15 protein-coding genes are annotated in these 19,166 nt (G+C 56.1%); 9 read left to right on the forward strand and 6 right to left on the reverse strand.

Features of this window, described 5'->3' with window-relative positions; all coding sequences use genetic code 11:
- Positions 1 to 269: 269 nt before the first annotated feature.
- Complete coding sequence (locus tag CUN67_RS01680) at positions 270 to 809, reverse strand: hypothetical protein (RefSeq protein ID WP_254711371.1); 540 nt, start codon at positions 807 to 809, stop codon at positions 270 to 272.
- A gap of 480 nt (positions 810 to 1,289) precedes the next feature.
- On the opposite strand from CUN67_RS01680, the gene CUN67_RS01685 reads away from it, so the two are divergent.
- Entirely contained in the window at positions 1,290 to 2,561 is a 1,272-nt protein-coding gene (locus CUN67_RS01685; RefSeq protein WP_208713740.1) for an MFS transporter, read from the forward strand.
- A 69-nt stretch (positions 2,562 to 2,630) separates the two neighbouring features.
- On the opposite strand, the gene CUN67_RS01690 is transcribed toward CUN67_RS01685, so the two are convergent.
- Entirely contained in the window at positions 2,631 to 3,791 is a 1,161-nt protein-coding gene (locus CUN67_RS01690) for a Gfo/Idh/MocA family protein (RefSeq protein WP_208713741.1), read from the reverse strand.
- Between the two features lie 281 nt (positions 3,792 to 4,072).
- Between CUN67_RS01690 and CUN67_RS01695 the strand changes: the two genes are divergently transcribed.
- Complete coding sequence (locus tag CUN67_RS01695; RefSeq protein ID WP_439332278.1) at positions 4,073 to 4,939, forward strand: BadF/BadG/BcrA/BcrD ATPase family protein; 867 nt, start codon at positions 4,073 to 4,075, stop codon at positions 4,937 to 4,939.
- A gap of 28 nt (positions 4,940 to 4,967) precedes the next feature.
- Entirely contained in the window at positions 4,968 to 6,089 is a 1,122-nt protein-coding gene (locus CUN67_RS01700) for an ROK family transcriptional regulator (RefSeq protein WP_208713743.1), read from the forward strand.
- A 640-nt stretch (positions 6,090 to 6,729) separates the two neighbouring features.
- Here CUN67_RS01700 and CUN67_RS01705 read toward each other — a convergent pair.
- Both CUN67_RS01705 and CUN67_RS01710 read right to left on the reverse strand, forming a co-directional pair.
- The gene (locus CUN67_RS01705) at positions 6,730 to 7,827 is read right to left on the reverse strand and encodes an ABC transporter ATP-binding protein (protein ID WP_208713744.1); all 1,098 of its coding nucleotides are present in this window, start codon (positions 7,825 to 7,827) and stop codon (positions 6,730 to 6,732) included.
- 12 nt (positions 7,828 to 7,839) lie between these two features.
- Complete coding sequence (locus CUN67_RS01710) at positions 7,840 to 8,439, reverse strand: GNAT family N-acetyltransferase (RefSeq protein WP_208713745.1); 600 nt, start codon at positions 8,437 to 8,439, stop codon at positions 7,840 to 7,842.
- Between the two features lie 528 nt (positions 8,440 to 8,967).
- Here CUN67_RS01710 and CUN67_RS01715 point away from each other — a divergent pair.
- Genes CUN67_RS01715 through CUN67_RS01730 form a run of 4 tightly spaced genes read left to right on the forward strand, consistent with a single transcriptional unit; the run spans position 8,968 to position 13,393 of the window.
- The gene (locus CUN67_RS01715; RefSeq protein WP_208713746.1) at positions 8,968 to 10,308 is read left to right on the forward strand and encodes an ABC transporter substrate-binding protein; all 1,341 of its coding nucleotides are present in this window, start codon (positions 8,968 to 8,970) and stop codon (positions 10,306 to 10,308) included.
- 56 nt (positions 10,309 to 10,364) lie between these two features.
- On the forward strand, positions 10,365 to 11,237 hold the full coding sequence (locus CUN67_RS01720; protein ID WP_084871901.1) for a carbohydrate ABC transporter permease: 873 nt from the start codon (positions 10,365 to 10,367) through the stop codon (positions 11,235 to 11,237).
- Positions 11,237 to 12,052, forward strand: coding sequence for a carbohydrate ABC transporter permease (locus CUN67_RS01725; protein WP_208713747.1), 816 nt, complete (start codon positions 11,237 to 11,239; stop codon positions 12,050 to 12,052). Before CUN67_RS01720 ends, CUN67_RS01725 begins: the two co-directional genes overlap by 1 nt.
- Before the next feature lie 9 nt (positions 12,053 to 12,061).
- Entirely contained in the window at positions 12,062 to 13,393 is a 1,332-nt protein-coding gene (locus CUN67_RS01730; protein ID WP_208713748.1) for a glycoside hydrolase family 28 protein, read from the forward strand.
- A gap of 111 nt (positions 13,394 to 13,504) precedes the next feature.
- On the opposite strand, the gene CUN67_RS01735 is transcribed toward CUN67_RS01730, so the two are convergent.
- Positions 13,505 to 14,575: a tartrate dehydrogenase gene (locus CUN67_RS01735; protein WP_208713749.1), complete on the reverse strand. Its 1,071-nt coding sequence runs from the start codon at positions 14,573 to 14,575 to the stop codon at positions 13,505 to 13,507.
- Positions 14,576 to 14,660: 85 nt separating this feature from the next.
- On the opposite strand from CUN67_RS01735, the gene CUN67_RS01740 reads away from it, so the two are divergent.
- Positions 14,661 to 15,566, forward strand: a complete 906-nt coding sequence (locus CUN67_RS01740; protein WP_208713750.1) for a LysR family transcriptional regulator — start codon at positions 14,661 to 14,663, stop codon at positions 15,564 to 15,566.
- Between the two features lie 4 nt (positions 15,567 to 15,570).
- Here the strand turns inward: CUN67_RS01740 and CUN67_RS01745 are convergent, their stop codons facing one another.
- Positions 15,571 to 17,070, reverse strand: coding sequence for a sugar porter family MFS transporter (locus CUN67_RS01745; RefSeq protein ID WP_208713751.1), 1,500 nt, complete (start codon positions 17,068 to 17,070; stop codon positions 15,571 to 15,573).
- 673 nt (positions 17,071 to 17,743) lie between these two features.
- On the opposite strand from CUN67_RS01745, the gene CUN67_RS01750 reads away from it, so the two are divergent.
- Positions 17,744 to 19,165, forward strand: a complete 1,422-nt coding sequence (locus tag CUN67_RS01750; protein WP_208713752.1) for a sodium:solute symporter family protein — start codon at positions 17,744 to 17,746, stop codon at positions 19,163 to 19,165.
- Position 19,166 lies beyond the last annotated feature (1 nt).

Raw genomic sequence — 19,166 nt, forward strand, 5'->3', positions numbered from 1 at the left:
ATTTCGCCATAAATCTAAAAGGAAACAACAAGTTGCGCTGTTCCCCCATATAAGGTACGAGGTGATGAAAATGTTTGCAGCTGAACTCTTCCGTTAAGTCAGATGATCCTTGTGCGTTAAATTTTATCTTAAAAACGTTAACAGGTTTGACTTTTTTAGTGCTTTAAAGCACTGGAATGGTAGTAGTGCGACATTTTATGAGGGAATTATCGCGTTAGGCCCGGGGATATCGGGCCATAAAGGGAAAACGCGCTATTTTGTGTAACCGTTTACACTTCGAATAAATTGCTGCTGGTTCGCTGTTCCTGCCAGCCGCTGATATGCAACCGAGTATAGCTTTCTTCAGGCAAAACCAGATGTGAAGTGCGTAATATCACCTCTGCTTCTCTTTCGCGGAAGGAAGAGAGCATAAATGGAAAGCTGAACTTGAGATAATTTTCGCTGAAAAACTCGTCAGTCAGAACAATGCCGCTTAAGGGAAAGTTCTCAATATTTTGCCAGCGCGTACCGGGCGATGCGAGGTCATAGAGCCAGAAGCGGAAATCTAACGCACGCGACTGCAACTCAGGCCCGGCCTGTTGTAAGGCATCATAGTTGATGGCCAACCGGACATTGTCGGATTGCAAAAAGGAATAATTATCCGTTGCCTGTAAAAACTCAGTCAGCATATTTCCCTGTAAAGGGATAATTATTAATTCTGGCATATCCGGCAGATGGTTTTGCAAAGAAATTATGTTGCGATCATTAAGTAATGTATGGCTGCCCTGCTCACAATGCATAAAGGGTGCTGAATAACAGATACCCGCCATTGCGCCATCAAAGCGGCGGATACGCTCGGTAACATAAGGGTTATATGCGTTATTTTTCATTTATCTCTATGAATAAATTAATTAACTGGAAGGTTGGAGTTATTATAATGATGGTAGGTCTGCTGCCATAATCCGTTTGCTAATATAAAACGTTTCCTTTGCAAAGATCATCTTTTTTATCTGTTTCTGCTAAAGAGATATTAGGCTGCATTAAAGCCGTAATTAACGCTTTATTGTAACGTTTTGGAAGTCACGCTATTTTCAGTATAAAAAAATAAGCCTGCTAATATTCAGATCTCTACCTTTGAATTTTTCCCCTATAACCACCTGTTTTTAAAGCGCACGCCTTGCCGTTGCCTGTTGTGGCAAAATCCCGCACTCTGTGGCCTGAAAAAAAAGATAAGGAAAACTGCAGCGCGGTTTTTCATAAAGCCAGATGCCTGATGGCCTGGCGGCAACACAATTCAGGATGGGATAAATATGGGTTTACTGGCAACAGCTGCGGATGACTCGCTGCTGCGACACAGGTCGTTTGTCGCCTTCTGGCTGGCGCGCACCTGTTCTTCGTTTGGTTTTCAGATGTTCTCGGTTGCCGTCAGCTGGCAGATCTACTCGTTAACCAACAGCGCGATGGCGCTGGGGATGATTGGTCTGATGCAGTTTCTGCCCTCGGTGCTGCTGGCGCTGCCTGCCGGGCATCTGGCAGATCAGTTTGATCGTCGCCGGATTGTGCTGTTTGGTCAGCTGGTGGAGTGGGCAGCGTTGCTGGCGCTGGTGGCGCTGACGCTGTTCCACTGGGCGGATAAAACCGCCATCTGGAGCCTGGTCTTTCTGATTGCGGTGGCAAAAGCCCTGGAATGGCCCGCGCTGTCATCCATGTTACCGGCGCTGGTGCCGCCAGAAATTCTCGCCCGCGCGACAGCAGCCAATGCGGTGGGGGGGCAGGCGGCGGTGATCATTGGTCCCACGCTGGGTGGGCTGCTGTATGTGGCCGGACCGGATGTGGTGTACGGCGTGGCCGCTTTGTTCTATTTGTTCTCGCTGCTGCTGGTCAGCCGTATCCGTTATGAGCGCCCGCCACAGACGCGCCTGCCGATGAACCTGACCAACCTGTTTGCCGGTGTCCATTTCATCCGCGAACGCAAAGATGTGCTCGGGGTGATTTCGCTCGATTTATTCGCGGTGCTGCTCGGCGGTGCGACGGCGCTGTTGCCGATTTTTGCCAAAGATATTTTGCATACCGGCCCCTGGGGATTGGGCATGTTGCGCGGCGCACCGTCGGTAGGAGCGCTGCTGGTTGGCGTGTGGCTCAGTCGCCACAAGCTGGAAAAGCATGTTGGGATGATCATGTTTGGCGCGGTGGCGGGTTTTGGCGTGGCAACGCTGATTTTCGCGCTTTCCAGCCAGCTGTGGCTGTCGTTGCTGGCACTGGCGGCGTTAGGCGCTTTTGATATGGTCAGCATGGTGATTCGTGGCTCGCTGGTGCAGCTGGATACGCCGGATGATATGCGTGGACGCGTCAATGCGGTCAACGCCATCTTTATTAATACTTCCAACCAGCTGGGCGAATTTGAGTCCGGCATGCTGGCGGCATGGCTTGGTGCGGTGCCAGCTGCGGCGCTGGGCGGTATTGGTACGCTGGTGGTGGTGGCTCTCTGGATGACCCTGTTCCCGCATTTGCGTAAGCGTCAGAAGCTGGAGAACGAAACTGCCGTCGTGCCGCCAACAAAAACCGGCCAACAGGCCGGTTAAGGGTATTGCCAGTCCGCACTGCCATGATAAAGCTCGCGATCAGGGGGCAAGGATCGCGAGCAGTGGCCGTTATACGGCCGCTGTTTTCCCCAGGCTGGCGTCAAATTGTTTCCAGCTCTCTGTCATATCCACCACGGTTTTCGATTTACGCGCTTCGTCGATTTTAATCGCGGTGAGTCCGGCTTCCAGTGCATCCACCACCGTCACCTTCAGCGGCGTTCCCTGTTTAATGTGCTTCACAATTTCTTCGGCCATCAGCGCATCAGCGCCATAGTGACCATCGTAAGCGTTGCCGCTGTAGGTGGTGTCCACTTCACGCTCGCCGGTCCGGGCGTTATGTACGCGGAAGTAGTTACGCACAAAGTCGCCTTCCGCCATGCCGTCCGTCCCCATCACGCAGAAACGGCGGAACTCATCCGGCACATTCAGGTTGGCGTGGAAGGCGAGGGTTGCGCCACCGGCGTATTCGATGATGGCTGTCTGGTAATCGACGATATCGGCGTCACTATCAAACACCGCATCGGTGCTTGACCAGCCGCTCGGTTTAACGTGATACAACTCGGAAGCGGGGGTGACGGCACCCTGTGGTGCATGCTGCGGCGTAAAGGATTTACGGCCACCAAAGCTGGCGACGCGCACCGGACGCTCGCCCATCAAGCCCTGATAGAGATCGATATCGTGGCAGCATTTTTCCAGTATGTACGGACCGGCATATTTCTCCAGACGACGCCAGTCGCGCTGGAAGAAGGCACCGTGGTACGGCTTGATATGTTCGGTGGCTTCGATTGAGGTGATCTCGCCGAGGCGTTTATCATCGCGCGCTGCCAGCAGGTCGTGATACAGCGGAGAGTAACGCAGCACCAGGCCGACCAGAATGCGCGCGTGACCGTATTGCCGCACCAGCTGCGCCATCGCCATGGTCTGTTCTTCATTGATCACCACCGGCTTCTCGGTGAACACGGTATAGCCCGCAGCCAGCCCCTGACGAATATGTTCGAGGTGCATAAAGTTCGGTGAACCGACCAGCAGCAGATCAAAGCCGCCGTGATTCAGCAGCGCGTCAATGCTGTCAAACGCCTGACCGGGATCGATACCGAAGGTGTGGAGATTGGGTAAACCCGCTGGAGCCGGATCGACATAACCCACGACGGAGAACTCTGTATCGGCTTTGCTGAACTCTTTCACCACATGGGAAAGACGAAAGCCAAGACCAATAATGCCCACTTTCATGTTATACCCCTGAAGCCCGTTGCCTGTTAGCTGCCCGACCCATCAGGCTGCTGATAATCTGACCGCTAACTTATTACGGCAGAAAAACTAATGTCAATGAATATCCTGGGTGTAAAAATCTGACTTTTTATTATTTGTATGATTTTAATCATTTTTATTTGATGTTGTGGCTTCCATATTTATTTGTTATTGCGATTTAAGTTTTTTTACCCTATCTTTCGCACATCTATAAAGAGTCATTCCGAGCGGTGCAGGGCAGGAGGAAGCGCGTGCAGTCACTTATGCTAGGTATCGATGGGGGTGGAACGCACTGTCGTGGACGCCTTACCGACGCTCAGGGGCAACTGCTGGCGGAAGCGCGCGGCGGGCCAGCCAATGTCTGGTCGCAGTTTGAGGCGGCGATTGACGCTATCGATCGGGTGATTGACGATCTCTTCACTCAGGCAGCATTACCGGCGGCGGCGCGGGCGCAAACCGTGCTGGTGGCGGGGTTGGCCGGGGCGAATGTCGCGTCGATCAACGCGCGTCTGGCTAGCTGGCAACCGGTTTGCCAGGCGCGTTATGTGTTTACCGATGTCGAAATTGCCTGCGCCGGGGCACACCAGGGCGCGCCCGGTGCGGTGTTTATTACCGGCACCGGCAGCCAGGGTGCCGCCTGGGATGGTGAACGCTTTACGCTGCTCGGTGGCTGGGGCTTCGCATTATCTGATGCCGGTTCCGGCGCGGTGCTCGGTCAGCGGGCATTGCGGCTGGCGCTGCTGGCCCATGAAGGTATTGTGCCGACCTCGGCGCTGACGCAACGTATCATGGCGCATTATCACGACAGCCCGGAACAGATGCTAATCTGGTCACGTCAGGCGACACCCGCCGACTGGGGCCGGATCGTGCCGGAGGTGTTCGCCGCCGCACAGGTGGGGGATGTGCATGGTACTGCCTTAATTGAACAAACCGCCGCTGATATCGCGCAAATGGTCCAGCCACTGCTGGCGCGCAGCCACGGTAAGCTGGCGTTGATGGGCGGCTTAGCCACGCCGATTCAGCCCTGGCTTCCGGCGGAGATCGCCGCGCTGCTGGTACCGCCCCAGGGCGATGCGCTGAGTGGGGCGATCCGGCTTGCCAGCCAGTTCAGTCTGAGTCAACTCGCGTAACCTTTTCATTCTGCTGATAAAGAGAACCATGACCGCTCCGAACGTAACCGCCCGCATTCTGCGGCTGATTGTCGAAAACGCGCCAATAAGCCAGTCCGATCTCAAAGTGCGCAGCGGCCTGAGCATGTCAACGGTCTCGCAGGCCACCAATCGCCTGCTGACTGGCGGCATCGTGCAGGAGCTGGGGCTGCGCCGGGTCTCGATGGGGCGACCCAAAACTCTGCTCGGCCTCAATCCTGACCACGCCAGCGTGGTCGGCATCCAGCTCAATGCGGAACGCAACCTGATTGTGCTGACTGACCTCGGCGGCAATATTATCGGCGAGCAGCAAATGCCTTCCGGCGCGATGACCCCGAAACAGCTGGGTGATGCGCTGGCGAAGTTTCTGCGCGGCGTAGAAGGCAAGAAAGTGGGTGCCATTGGCCTGGCGCTGTCCGGTCTGGTAGATGCCAGCAATGGTTACTGCGTGCGTTCACGCGTGCTGGACTGGGATAACGTGCCTATTGCCCGCCTGCTGGAAGAACGTTTTTCGTTACCGGTATTTATCGAAAACGACGCTAATGCGCTGGCGATGGCGGCGCTGGTTTTTGGTCAGCTCGGCCATGCGCAATCGGCGATTATCGCCACCTTCGGCAAAGGAATTGGCGCGGGTATTTTGCTTGATCGTCAGCTCTATCGCGGACGTCATGGCAAAGCGGGGGAGATTGGTAATGCCCTGCTGGGTGATGGCTCTGAGCGCCTGCTGGAAGATGTCGCCTCATCGCAGGCGATTCTGCACCGGGTGGCGGAGACGCTGAAAGAGGACGTACCGCCGACGCTGCGCGATCTGGATTTGCGCCCCACGCCGGAGGTGTTGAGCGCGCTGGCGGAGGCCGGGCATCAGCTGGGCATGTCGCTGGCGAACCTGTCGATTGCTTATGATCCGGATGTGGTTTATCTGGCGATGGAGCCGCAAATGGCGTCGCGCATTCTGCTGGACAATATCACCCAGAGCTTCCAGAACTATCGTCTGAAGCTGACGCCGCATATGACGCCGTTGCAGTTTATTACCGAATCGAATCGGATGTGGGCGCAGGGCGCGGCGGGCTTTGCGGTGAATAAGTTGCTGGATTTGCTGGCGGCGCAAGCCGATGAGGAAATTGCGTCTTAAGCTTCGAGGTTCTGTTTGTTTCAGAGTAATTTCGTTCGCCATGGGCACTGGCAGTTTCAGTTCGCCGGTGCGGCGACCGAGCAAAGGGGGCCTGGCCGCCCCCTTTGCATTCCCCGGCCTTGCGCCGCCTTCCTCGCCGCTTCGCGGTGCCTTCGCTCCCTCACGCTTCCGACGGACCGGCGTCGATTCGCTCCTGCTCAACGCCGCCTTTCGCCGCATCCATGCGGCTCATCCTGGAATCGTTCCCGCGCTCAGCGAGTCCGGATGGCGCTCACACCCCCGCTGCCCCCGCGAAGACTTTCTGGGTTTTTTCCTTTGTTGTTGTTTTTTCTGCGGGCTTGCAGGCGGGGGGTTGGCGGCATTCGCAGCGCCGAGCGCAGAAGGAAGGCCAGGACGAGCCGCATGGATGCGGCGAGAGCGCGGCATGAGCCATGGATGGCGAATCCGCGTGGTCCGTCAGGCCTGAGTGATAAGCGAGGGAACAGCGCGTAGCGCTGCGCGAGGACGCCGCAGGGCGCGGATTGCAAAGGTCCGCGCCCTCGGACCTTTGCCCGTCCGCCTGCACAGGCGGCCCTGAAACTCGGCAAAGCCTGGCGGGCGGAACCTTCTCAGAGCACAACCGCTGCTGGCGGACAGAACCTCACCGCATCCGCAAGCCCTGCTCATCAAACAACAAGCACCCCCCAGCTTCCAGCTGGTAACGAACGGGTTCACCGAGTTGATGGTGATGGCTCGCCACATTCCGCTCCTCAATCACCAGCAACCGCTCCTGACCCACATCCAGATAAAGATAATTGGTATGCCCCAGCATCTCACTGAACGACAGGGGTGCACTAAAGCTCAGCGGTGCGCTGGCTGAGGTGGCTGGCTGGAAATGCTCAGGGCGCACGCCCAGCGTCACTTTCTGCCCTTCATGGCAGGCCGCGTCAATCTTCATGGTTAACCCATGAATGCCGAGGGAGGGCACGCGCAGCTGGACCTCGCCAGCAGCCATAGCGGCTACCTCGGCGGGTAAGAAATTCATCTTCGGCGAACCAATAAATCCGGCGACAAACAGGTTATCCGGGTCGCGATACAACTCCAGCGGCGCACCGACCTGCTCAATACGGCCCTGACGTAGCACCACAATCCGATCGGCCAGCGTCATCGCTTCCAGCTGGTCATGGGTGACGTAAATCATGGTGTTGCCCAGCGAGGCGTGCAGCCGGGCAATTTCGATACGCATCTGCAAACGCAGCTCGGCATCCAGGTTCGACAGGGGTTCATCAAACAGGAAAATACGCGGATGGCGAATGATGGCGCGGCCAATCGCCACGCGCTGCCGCTGCCCGCCCGACAAGGCACGCGGCAGGCGATCGAGCAGCTCGGTAAGGTGCAGGCGCGCTGCGGTCTGCGCGATCGCCTGTTCAATCTCGGCTTTCGGCTGCTTCATCACCTCCAGCGGATAAGCAAGGTTGCCGCGCACCGTCATATTCGGGTAAAGCGCGTAGGACTGAAACACCATGGCGATACCGCGCTCGGTCGCAGGCTGGTGGGTCATATCCGCGCCTTCAATCAGCAGCTTGCCAGCACTGATCTCCTCCAGCCCGGCAATCATGCGCAGCAGCGTCGATTTTCCGCAGCCCGAGGGGCCAACAAACACCACAAATTCACCGCTGTTGATGGTGAGATCGATACCGTGAATCACGTTCACTTGCTCGTAAGACTTCTTAACGCTTTGCAGATGCAGGCTGGTCATGCTGTGTCTCGCTTAAAGTGGCTGGCCCAGATAAATGGCGTTGCTGCGCACGATGGGCGTGAAACCAAGGCGCTGATAAAAACCGCAGACCTGCTCGTTTTGCAGGCTGACGCCGAGGTGCACGCCAGGCACGCCAGCCTGACGCAGCAGCGTCAGCAGTTGCTCGATCAGTTTGCGTCCCCAGCCCCCCTGCTGTGCGGCGGGCAGCAGATTAATATGCAGGTGCGCGGGCCACTGGCTCACCAACTGATCGGTGGCGGCGTCCGGCTGGAGGATGGCCTCCAGCACTTTGCTGTCGAGCGGGGCGCTGGCCGGGTAGTCGCGATATTGCGCCTGCAACAGCGGCCACCACTGCTGGTTCAACACCGCCTCGAATGCGCGGGTATCCGGTACCGCCACCGCATAGCCGACGACCTCTCCCTGCTGTTCCAGTACCAGCGCGAAATCAGGTACGAAACGGGCGTAGGGAATCACAAAGCGCAGGCCAGGCAGGGCGGGGTCAGAATAAAGCGCCGTCGCGTCTTTACCTGCGTTGGCGGTTTCTAAACAAATACGCGAGAGCGCGGGAAAATCTGCCTCGGTGGCGTGGCGAATAACACCTTCAGCCGTCATGGTGGAGCCTCTGTGGTCAGGAGATGAACAGTTTTTACGGTAATGAAAGCGTACTTAGTTTTCAAGGTGTAATAATTGCGTCATCCCGCAAAGTGAAGACTAAACATAACCACAGCGCATGACCATCAGTGCAACAAGGCCGCCATGGTGCGGTAGCAACCCCTTAATCCGCAGGCTTTTTAACGTTTGTTCCGCGAGATCCCTGTATAACTATACGATTTTCATATGCTCTATCAGTAGGTTAATGCGCTTTATTATCGCCAGTTATTTATGCTGAGCTTAACCAAAGACTGACCTGAAGCATCGGCTTTCTGCGTAATTAAGCAGCATTCCCTGCTGATCACCCCGCCTTTCTTCTCACTTTTTGCACTGCATCACAGAGCAAAAATTCCGCGCTTCACAGGTTTGACTTTCTTTTATGCATAAAGTAAGTATGGATAAGTGCGTTATTTCTGCTGAATCAACCTGCGGGAACTGCGGGTGTCGAGATGAAGGGATGCCAGTCATCTGTTGGAGAAACCGAGCATTATGTGTGATTCAACCGTACGTTCGCAGTACTTCCATAGCACGCTTCGCACCCTGTCTCGTCTGGTTTCGGCTGGGGTGCTGCTCGGCGCAGCGATGGCCTCGGCCCAGGCGGTGACCCTGAACGAGTGGGACATTTATACCTATCCGCAGCAGACGGCAGCAGTGGATGAAGCGATTAAAGTGTTCCAGCAACAGAATCCCGGCATTGTCATCCAGCGCTCTGTGCACTCCTTCGAAGATACCCGTATCCCGCTCAAACTGGCGCTGACGGCCGGTGATGGTCCGCAGATTGCTCAGGTTAACCAGGGCGGTGGCGATATGGGGTCGCTGGTGAAAGACAAGCTGCTGTGGCCGCTGGATGATTACGCCAAAACCTACGGCTGGACCACACGCTTCCCGGATTCGATCCTGAAACGCAACCGCTGGTCCGATAATCAGGACTTCGGCAGCGGCAAGCTGTATGGCGTCGCCAGCCTCGGTGAAATGGTCGGCCTGTATTACAACAAAGCGCTGCTGGATAAAGCCGGTATCGCGGTGCCGAAAACCCTCGCTGAGCTGGAACAGGCAATGGAAAAACTGAAAGCGCAGGGCACCCCGCCGATGATGCTGGGGCTACTGGACGGCAACATGGGCCAGCAACTGCTCAGCACCATTTGGGAAGCGCAGATCGAAAGCAGCGACCGTAAAAAACTGGATGACCTGATTTACGACGTGGGCGGCACCTTTAAAGATGGCAAGCTGGTGAAAGCCGGCAACATGATGAAAAGCTGGAACGATAAAGGCTACTTCTTCCCCGGATTCCAGGGGATTGGTCAGGATGATGCCGCGACCTTGTTCCAGAACGGTCAGGCCGCCTTCCTGGTGAGCGGCACCTGGTATCTGGGGCAGTTCAAAGACAACAAAGATATCCACTTTGCCGCGATGCCGATGGGCGCGGGTGTGCAGCACGCGCTGATGGTGGGCGGGACTGACCTGGCGTTTTCCATCACCAGCACGGCGAAAACCAAAGAACAGCAGGATGCCGCCGCGAAGTTTATCGATTATATCGTGTCGGATGAGATGGCGAACCGCTGGCTGAAAGTCGGCTTCCTGCCCGCCAGCGCCAGTAAAAACGCGCAAATCCCGGCAGATAACCCGCTGCTGGCCGAGGCTTATCAGGTCTGGATCGCGCTGAATGAGCATGATGGTCTCGGCCATTATGTGGACTGGGCCACACCAACCATGAACGCCGAGCTGAATCAGAACGTGCAGCTGCTGCTGGGCGGGCGGCAAACCGCCGACCAGATGGTCACCAACTTCGACAACAACTATCAACGTTACCTGAAAACCCTGAAGCACTGATAAATCCGGCCCGGCATGAGGCCGGGCCGCTGACAGGTCCGCAAGCGAGTAAGGTTATGCTGAACAAATCTGCCTGGCGCAATGCGCTCTATCTCCTGCCCGCGGTGCTGGTGTACGCGGTCTTTCTGTTGCTGCCGCTGCTGGCGTCGCTGGGCATCAGTTTTACCGAGTGGGATGGCATCTCAATGCCGATTTTTACCGGCATCAGCAACTATATGCGTATGTTCAGTGACCCGGTGTTCTGGGTGGCGCTCGGCAACAACGCCTTGCTGATGTTGTTCTACACCTTGTTGCCGATTGGTGTTGGTTTGCTGCTGTGCAGCTTCCTGTACGAAACGCGCAACAACAAAGAGCGCAGCCTGCTGCGGATCTTCTTCTTCCTGCCTTACATCATGCCGATGGCGGTACTTGGCGTGGTGTGGCGCTGGTTGTACAACCCGGCGTTTGGTCCGATCGATCAGTTCCTGCGTGCCATTGGCCTGCCGCAGCTGGCGTTGTCATGGCTGGGGGATTTCACCTGGGCGTTGCCTGCGGTTGGCCTGGTGGCGACCTGGTACTTCTTTGGTTTTTGCCTGGTGTTGTTTATGGCCGGATTGCAACGTATGGACCCTTCGCTGCTGGAAGCTGCCGATCTGGATGGCTCCTCACGGCGGCAAAAATTTATGCGCATCACGCTGCCGTCACTGCGCCCGGAGCTGCGTATCGCACTGCTGCTGACGGTGATCGCCAGCCTGAAAGCCTTCGACCTGGTCTACGTGATGACCCAGGGTGGGCCGGGCACCGCAACCATGGTGACCAATATCTTTATGTATAAGCAGGGTTTTGACCTGCACTACTTCGGTTATGCCTCGGCGGTGGCGGTGTTCAGTATGATGATTGTGTTGTTGATCAACGCGTTAATCCACTTTGCTATTCGGGAGCGTCACTGATGCGTGGCACGCCAGTAGTTTCACGAGCGCTGATCTGGATGGTGGCGCTGATGACCATTATGCCGTTCCTGATGGCGCTGATGACCTCATTCAAAACCCAGATGGAGCTGTTCCAGGGCGTCTTTACCTTACCCGCGTCGCTCAACTTTAAAAACTACGTCACCGCCTGGCAGCAGGGCCATTTCAACGTTTACTTTATGAACTCGGTGCTGGTGGTGATCCCGGTGGTGATTTGTAGCATCCTGCTCGGTATTCTGGCCGGTTTTGGTTTTGCCTGGCTAAAGATCCCGGGCAAAAAAGTGGTAGCGGCGATGCTCGCGCTGGGCATGGTGCTGCCGACTGAAGCCTTTATTATCCCGCTGTATCACGAGCTGCGCTGGATGGGGCTGACCAATACCTACCTGGCGCTGATTCTGCCGCAGATTGCGCTGTCGCTGCCGTTCACCACGCTGATGATCGCGACTGCACTGCAACAGGTGCCGCGCGAGCTGGTGGAAGCTTCGGTGATGGATGGCGCATCACGGCGCAAAATTCTGTGGGGCATTCTGGTGCCCGCCATCTGGCCGACGTTATCGACGCTGGCGCTGCTATTGTTTATCTGGACCTGGAACGAATTTCTGATCCCACTGATTCTGGTGAACAAAGATGAACTGCGTACCCTGCCAATCGGCATGATGTTTTTCCAGAACAAAAACACCATCGATATCCCGGTGCTGATGGCGGGGGCAATGATCGTCATTCTGCCGCTGGTGGCTGTGTTCCTGGTTTTTCAGCGTAAATTTATCAGTGGTGTGACCGAAGGCGCAGTGAAATAGGAGAACCTCATGCAGCTTTCTCTGGCCGATTTTCATCCCGCCGCCGACGGGGAAACGCTCGATACCGCCTGCTTGCAACGTGCGCTGGATCAGCTGGCGCAGCAGGGTGGCGGTACGCTCACGGTGCCAGCCGGTCGTTACCGTCTGGGCAGCGTCACGCTGGGTTCAAATCTCCATCTGCATCTGGCGGCGGGGGCAACGTTGCTGGCAAGTCAGCGGGTGGAAGATTATCAGCATTGTCTGGCGCAGAGCCAGGCGGAGCTGTCGCAGCATGTGCTGCTGTATGCAGTCGGCCAGCGCAATATCACCCTTAGCGGTAAAGGGGTGATCGATGGGGATGGTGAAGCCTGGTTTGCGGCAGAAAAGGATGATCAGGGCTATCGGTTGCCGCGTCCGTTACGTCCGCGCATCATTGTGTTTGAAGATTGCCAGCAGGTGACGTTGCAGGAATTCAGCATCGTACAGGCACCGATGTGGACCGTGCATCTGGTGAGCTGTCGCCATGTCCATATTGATCATCTGACCATCGATAACGCCATGACCATGCCAAATACCGATGCGCTGGATATCGACAGCTGCGAAGCGGTGTTTGTCAGCAACAGTTACCTCAGCGCGGCGGATGATGCTATCTGTATCAAAACCACCGACAAACCGGCCCCTCTCAGGCGCGCAGCGCGTCAGATTATGATCAGCAACTGCCTGCTGCGCTCGTACAGCTGTGCGTTCAAAATCGGTACTGAAACCTTTGATGACGTGGAAGACGTCACCGTCACCGGCTGTACCATTTTCGACTCCAATCGGGCGATTGGCCTGCTGTCGCGCGACGGTGGCTGTTTCCGCCGTCTGCATTTCAGCAACCTGACGCTGGCCTGCCACCATGCGCCGCCGTGCCACTGGGGCAAAGCCGATGCGTTGTTTGTTTCGGTTCGCGCGCGCGATCCGGCGATTGCACCCGGCCATATCGAACAGCTGCAATTCACCAACGTCAGTGGCGTGATGGAAGGGGCGATTAACCTGCATGCTGAAACGGCGGGACAGATTCGTGAAGTGATGATAAGCCAGGTGCAACTGCGTCAGGTGGTGGCGACCACGGCGGAGCAGGGGCATTACGATGTACGCCCGCCCTGCAATCCCGCATCACCCACCGGAATGGGGCTGGATAACGCCTATAAAATGGATAGCCTGACCGGGCTGGCCTATGGTGTGGCGGCCTACCCGCATGGCCTGCCGGGGGTGTTTGCCCGCGGCGTGGAGAACCTGCAACTGCACAACGTTACCATTGTGCGCCCGCAGCCGTTGCCAGCAGGCTGGCATACGGCACCGTACGATATTGCGCGATAAATCCCCCGATCCGTAGCGGCGCATCGGTTGCCAGAAAACCGCGCAATAAATTGCGCCGCTACAATTGATTGCAAGTACCTGTAGCGGCGCGATTTATCGCGCGTTTTTTTATTACAACGCCGCCGCGATAGCCGCCCCCAGCTCCTCAGTCGAAGCTTTGCCACCAAGGTCACGCGTCAGGCTGTTGCCCGCCGCCAGCGTGCGTTCGATGGCATCCAGCACCGCCGCACCGGCTTCAGCAAAGCCGAGGTGTTCCAGCATCATCGCGCCACACCAGATCTGACCAATCGGGTTCGCCACGCCAAGCCCGGCAATATCCGGCGCGGAGCCGTGTACCGGTTCGAACAGGCTGGGGAATTTACCTTCCGGGTTGATATTGGCCGAGGGCGCAATGCCAATGGTGCCGGTACAGGCCGGGCCGAGATCCGACAGGATATCGCCAAACAGGTTGCTGGCCACCACCACATCAAACCAGTCCGGATGCAGCACGAAGTTGGCGGTGAGAATATCAATATGATACTTATCGACCTTCACCTCCGGATAGCGGGTGGACATGGCTTCGACCCGGCTATCCCAGTACGGCATGGTGATGGCGATACCGTTAGATTTGGTGGCGGAGGTCAGGTGTTTTTTCGGCCGCTTCTGCGCCAGTTCATAGGCAAATTTCAGGATGCGATCGACACCGGTACGCGTCATCAACGTTTCCTGAATCACCACTTCACGCTCGGTGCCGGGGAACATGGTGCCGCCCACGCTGGAGTATTCCCCTTCGGTGTTTTCACGCACCACGTAGAAATCGATGTCGCCTGGCTGACGATTGGCCAGCGGCGCTTTGACACCCGGCATCAGACGTACCGGGCGCAGATTGACGTACTGGTCAAACTCCCGCCGGAACTGCAACAATGATCCCCACAGCGACACATGATCCGGCACCACCTCCGGCCAGCCTACGGCACCGAAGTAGATCGCGTCGAAGGTTTGCAGGGAAGCGAACCAGTCATCCGGCAGCATTTTGCCGTGCTGCTGCCAGTATTCGGCGCTGGCATAGTCAAACCACTGCCACTCCAGCGGGATATTGAATTTTTTCGCTGCCGCGTCCATCACGCGGATGCCTTCCGGCATCACTTCTTTACCAATGCCATCACCAGGGATGACGGCGATTTTAAATGTTTTGCCGCTCATAGGGTCTCTCGCAGGTTGCTGTTGATGTTCTGCCCGCAGTATAACTTTGCATCATGGGGAAATAATTAGCCTGAACAGCAAGCCAATGTTGAATAAAAGTAGAGAATCCCGCACCTCCACCGACGATCTGGCCTTTTTCGTGCGTATCGCCACTCTTGGCAGCCTGACGGCAGCAGCACGCGAGCTGGGGCTTTCATTACCGGCGGTAAGTAAACGGTTGAGCCAGCTGGAATTGCGTCTCGGGGTGCAGTTGCTGCGTCGCACTACGCGTCGGCTGGAGCTGACACCCGAGGGCAAACGTTACCTGGAAGGGGCCCGCCCGCTGCTGGATCAGCTGGCGGAGCTGGAGGAGTCGGTCAGCAGCCAGACCGCCGTGCTACGCGGTACGCTCAACATCAATGCCTCGTTTGGTTTTGGCCGTCGCCATGTTGCTCCGCTGGTGTCACGTTTTGCCGCACTGCACCCGGAGCTGTCACTCAGCCTGCAACTGAGCAGCCAGCCGCTCAGTTTCCTTGATGCGCATATCGATATTGATATTCGCGTCGGTGAACCGCCGGATGCACGGCTGATGGCGCGCAAGCTGCGTACCAACCCGCGCGTGCTGTGTTGCGCCCCGGCCTATGCCGAACGTTGTGGCCTGCCGGAGAGCATCGCGGCGCTGGCACAGCACAACTGCATTTTGCTGCGCCAGTACGAAAGCGATTTTGCCCTGTGGCGGCTGAGTAATGGCGAGCAGCAGTTAACGCAAAAGGTGCGCGGCACGCTGATCACCAATGACGGGGAGGTGGCGATGCAGCTGGCGCAGGATGGGCATGGCATTCTGCTGCGGTCATGGTGGGATGCGCAGCACAGCATTCACCGTGGCAAGTTGCTGCATGTGCTGCCGGACTGGACGGCACCAGACGGCGATATCTTTGCCGTCTGGCAACCGCAGCGCCAGCTTCCGGCGCGTATCAGCGCCTTTGTCGAGTTTTTGCAGCAGGCGCTGTAAAAATCTACTCCTCCGCCGTCTGCTGACGGCGCTGCTGGAGCGGGTAAAACTCCCCGGCTTTCAGTGAGGTTTCAATTTCCTCCAGCGAGCGGCCTTTGGTTTCCGGCATCAGGAAATAGACAAACACAAAGCCGAGCAGATTCAGCAGCGCGTAGAACCACATGGCACCACCAATGCCGAGAAGATTGACCATCGACAGGGCGGTAGCGGTCAGCAGCAGGTTGGAACCCCACAGCATCCCGGCGTGCAGGCTGGTGGCTTTCTCGCGAATCCCCAGCGGATACAGCTCCGACCCCATCAGCCAGCCAATCACCTGAATCCCGCCGGAGTTAAACACCATAAAGCCAAACAGGCAGAGTACGATCAGCAGGCTATGGCCGCCGCCCTGCGCATCAAGACGGAACACCGTGCCCAGCAAGACCAGGCTTATGATGGCACCCGGCATCATCCACAGGGTTAAGGCGCGGCGGCCAACATGGTCAACCAGCAGTTTGCCGATGATTGTCAGCGTCAGGTAAATCACCGCCACGCCCAGTGCCGAATACAGTGCCGCATCACGGCTGAATCCGGCGTTGGTGAGAAAGGTGGGCGTGTAGTAAATCATCATTTCAATGCCGGAGAGCTGCGTAAAGGCGGCGATACCCAGCCCCACCAGCAATGCCGGGCGCAGCCAGGGTTGCTTCAGATCGCCCCAGCTCGCGACTGCCTTGCGCTCCACTTTGGCATGTACGCGCTGAATATCACGAATTTCCTGACGTACCTGCTTTTCCGTGTCGCGCACGCTATCCAGCGCCAGATGGGCTTCTTTCAGGCGCTTCTGGCCCACCAGCCAGCGCGGACTTTCGGGCAGCGGCAGCATCCCCAGCAGCAGGATCACCGCTGGAATGGCGGCGACGGCAAACATGGTGCGCCAGCTCCAGATATCCTGCATAAAGGTACCGACCAGTGCGGCGGTCACAATGCCAACGCCAATCGAGATATTGAAGAACGTCACCAGACGGCCACGGCGGTCCGGGGGGGCCAGCTCGGCGATATACACCGGGACGATTTGCGAGGCTCCACCCACCGCAAAGCCCAGTACCAGGCGCGCCACACCCAGCCAGACAGCATTGGGAGACAGGCCAGAACCGATCACGCCGATCGCAAAAATCGCTGCCACAATCATCACCGTGTAGCGACGGCCCAGCTGGCTGGAGAGGCGTCCACAGCTGAGTGCGCCAACCACCGCGCCGACGAGGATCGCGCTGGTCACCAGCTCCTGAGCATGGGAGGAGAGGTTGAAATCATGGGTAATCTGCAACAGCGCGCCGGAGATAATGCCGGTGTCATAGCCATAGAGAAAGCCAGCAATGGCGGCGATGGCGGTCGCTGTCAATAAAAAGGCATCTGCGCTGAGAAAGCGGCTGTTTTCTGCGGTTGCGCTTGCGGATAACTTTTCATTGTCAGCCTGAGCAGACGGGGTTTCCGACGAATATCGCCAGGTTTTATTTTCTGATGTAGGCATAGTATTCCTTGCAGATAATGAATTTATTTTTATGCAGGGGTACAGTGCGGTCGAAATATTCGACGCTCGCTCCTTGATATTATTTTGATGAGATAAAGATATAGCATGATGTGTGATTTATGTCACATTTCCTCAGGATCTGATGGCGAATATCACCAGTGGATTTACGAATTTCTGGAAATTAAAATTATTTAATTTATTGATATAAATGATTTTTATTTTATGTTGTTTATTATGTTCTGAATTTAACCGATCACGGCTGATGGTGTGAATTAAATGAAATTTAATCAATCTGATTCGGACAAAATAATATTTCACTATCCATTCCATATCCAGAAAATATCACTGCCATCCCCATTGCGCTGAATGCAAAAATTACAACCCCTTCTTTTTCTCCTCCCACGGGATGCACGATCCTGTGGATGATATTTGATTATTTTCAATCAACATTGAGTGTTTGTGAGCATGATCAAACAAATTTATCCGCCCATCACCTATAAAGTAGCCCTGTCAGTGCGTGATTTTGCTCCTGTGTGAGCGATTTAAATCATTTTTATGTTCAGTGGCGATACCCGGTGCTCAGACACCTGCAAAAATAACAGCTGCCACCCTTAATAACGGTGCGCGTGAAGCCCAGCGCGTGCCACGACCCTACGTTATCGATGAGGCTGAAATGAAACAATTCTCTGCAGAAGGGATGGTGATTATTGTCGGGATTGTGATTGCTTATATCCTGTTTACCACCTGGCTGACCTGGCGTTTACGCAGTAAAAACACCGGCGACTTTATGGCGGGATCGCGCGTCATGCCGGCGTTTATTGTTGGGGTGATGCTGATGTCGGAATATATCGGGGCCAAATCGACCATTGGCACCGCACAGGCGGCGTTTGAAGATGGTTTTGCCGCGTCCTGGTCAGTGATTGGCGCGGCGATTGGCTTTCCGTTATTCGGTATTTTGCTGGTCAAACGTATTTATAACACCGGGAAAATCACCATTTCTGGCGCGATTGCCGAACGTTACGGCAACTCGACCAAAAATATCATTTCGCTGATCATGATTTATGCATTGTTGCTGGTAAATGTGGGCAACTATGTCAGCGGTGCAGCGGCCATCTCCACGGTGCTGAACCTCAACCTCACCACGGCGGCCTTTATCACCGCCATCGTCAGTACCTTCTATTTTATGTTCGGCGGCATGAAGGGCATTGCCTGGGTGACGCTGCTGCACAGCGGACTGAAATATATCGGGATTATGATTATTCTCGGTGTGGCGCTGCATATGACCGGCGGCGTGAGTCCGATGATCAAGCAAATGCCGCACTTCTACTGGACCTGGGATGGCAACGTCGGCGGTAGCACCATTTTCGCCTGGCTGATTGGCACCATCGGTTCGATCTTCTGTACTCAGTTCGTGATTCAGGCGATTGCTTCAACCAAAAGCGCCGCCTCGGCGAAGCGCGCGACCTGGGTGGCTTTCTTCTTTTGCATGCCGATTGCCATCGCCATCGCGCTGATCGGTGTGGCGGCGAAATTCCTCCATCCCGATATCAAAAGCCTGTATGCGCTGCCGGTGTTTTTGCAGGATATGAGCCCGTGGCTGGCAGGGATTGTCACCACCTCGCTGGTGGCATCGATTTTCGTCAGCGTCAGCACCGTGGCGCTCGCCATCGCCTCACTGGTGGTGAAAGATTTTTATGTGCCATACCGCAATCCCACGCCGGAACGCGAGTTCCGCATGACGCGCTGGCTGTCGCTGGTGATTGGCTTCCTGCCGCTGATTTTCGTGCTGTTCGTGCCTGAAGTGCTGAAATTGTCGTTCTTTACCCGCGCGATCCGCCTGTCGATTTCGGTCGTGGCCATCATCGCTTTCTACCTGCCTTTCTTTAAAAGTACCCGTGGTGCCAATGCCGGGCTGATTGCCGCCTGCGTGGTGACCTCGGTGTGGTATTTGCTGGGCGACCCTTTTGGTATCAACAACATGTATGTGGCGCTGGTGACACCCGCGATTGTGATGGTGATTGACCGGCTGATCCCGTCGCGCCAGGTGCAGGAAAAGCAAGCCCCGAAACCAACCATGCAAAATAGTGGAGCCTGAT

The organism is Pantoea cypripedii, from assembly GCF_011395035.1.
Classification (GTDB): domain Bacteria; phylum Pseudomonadota; class Gammaproteobacteria; order Enterobacterales; family Enterobacteriaceae; genus Pantoea; species Pantoea cypripedii_A.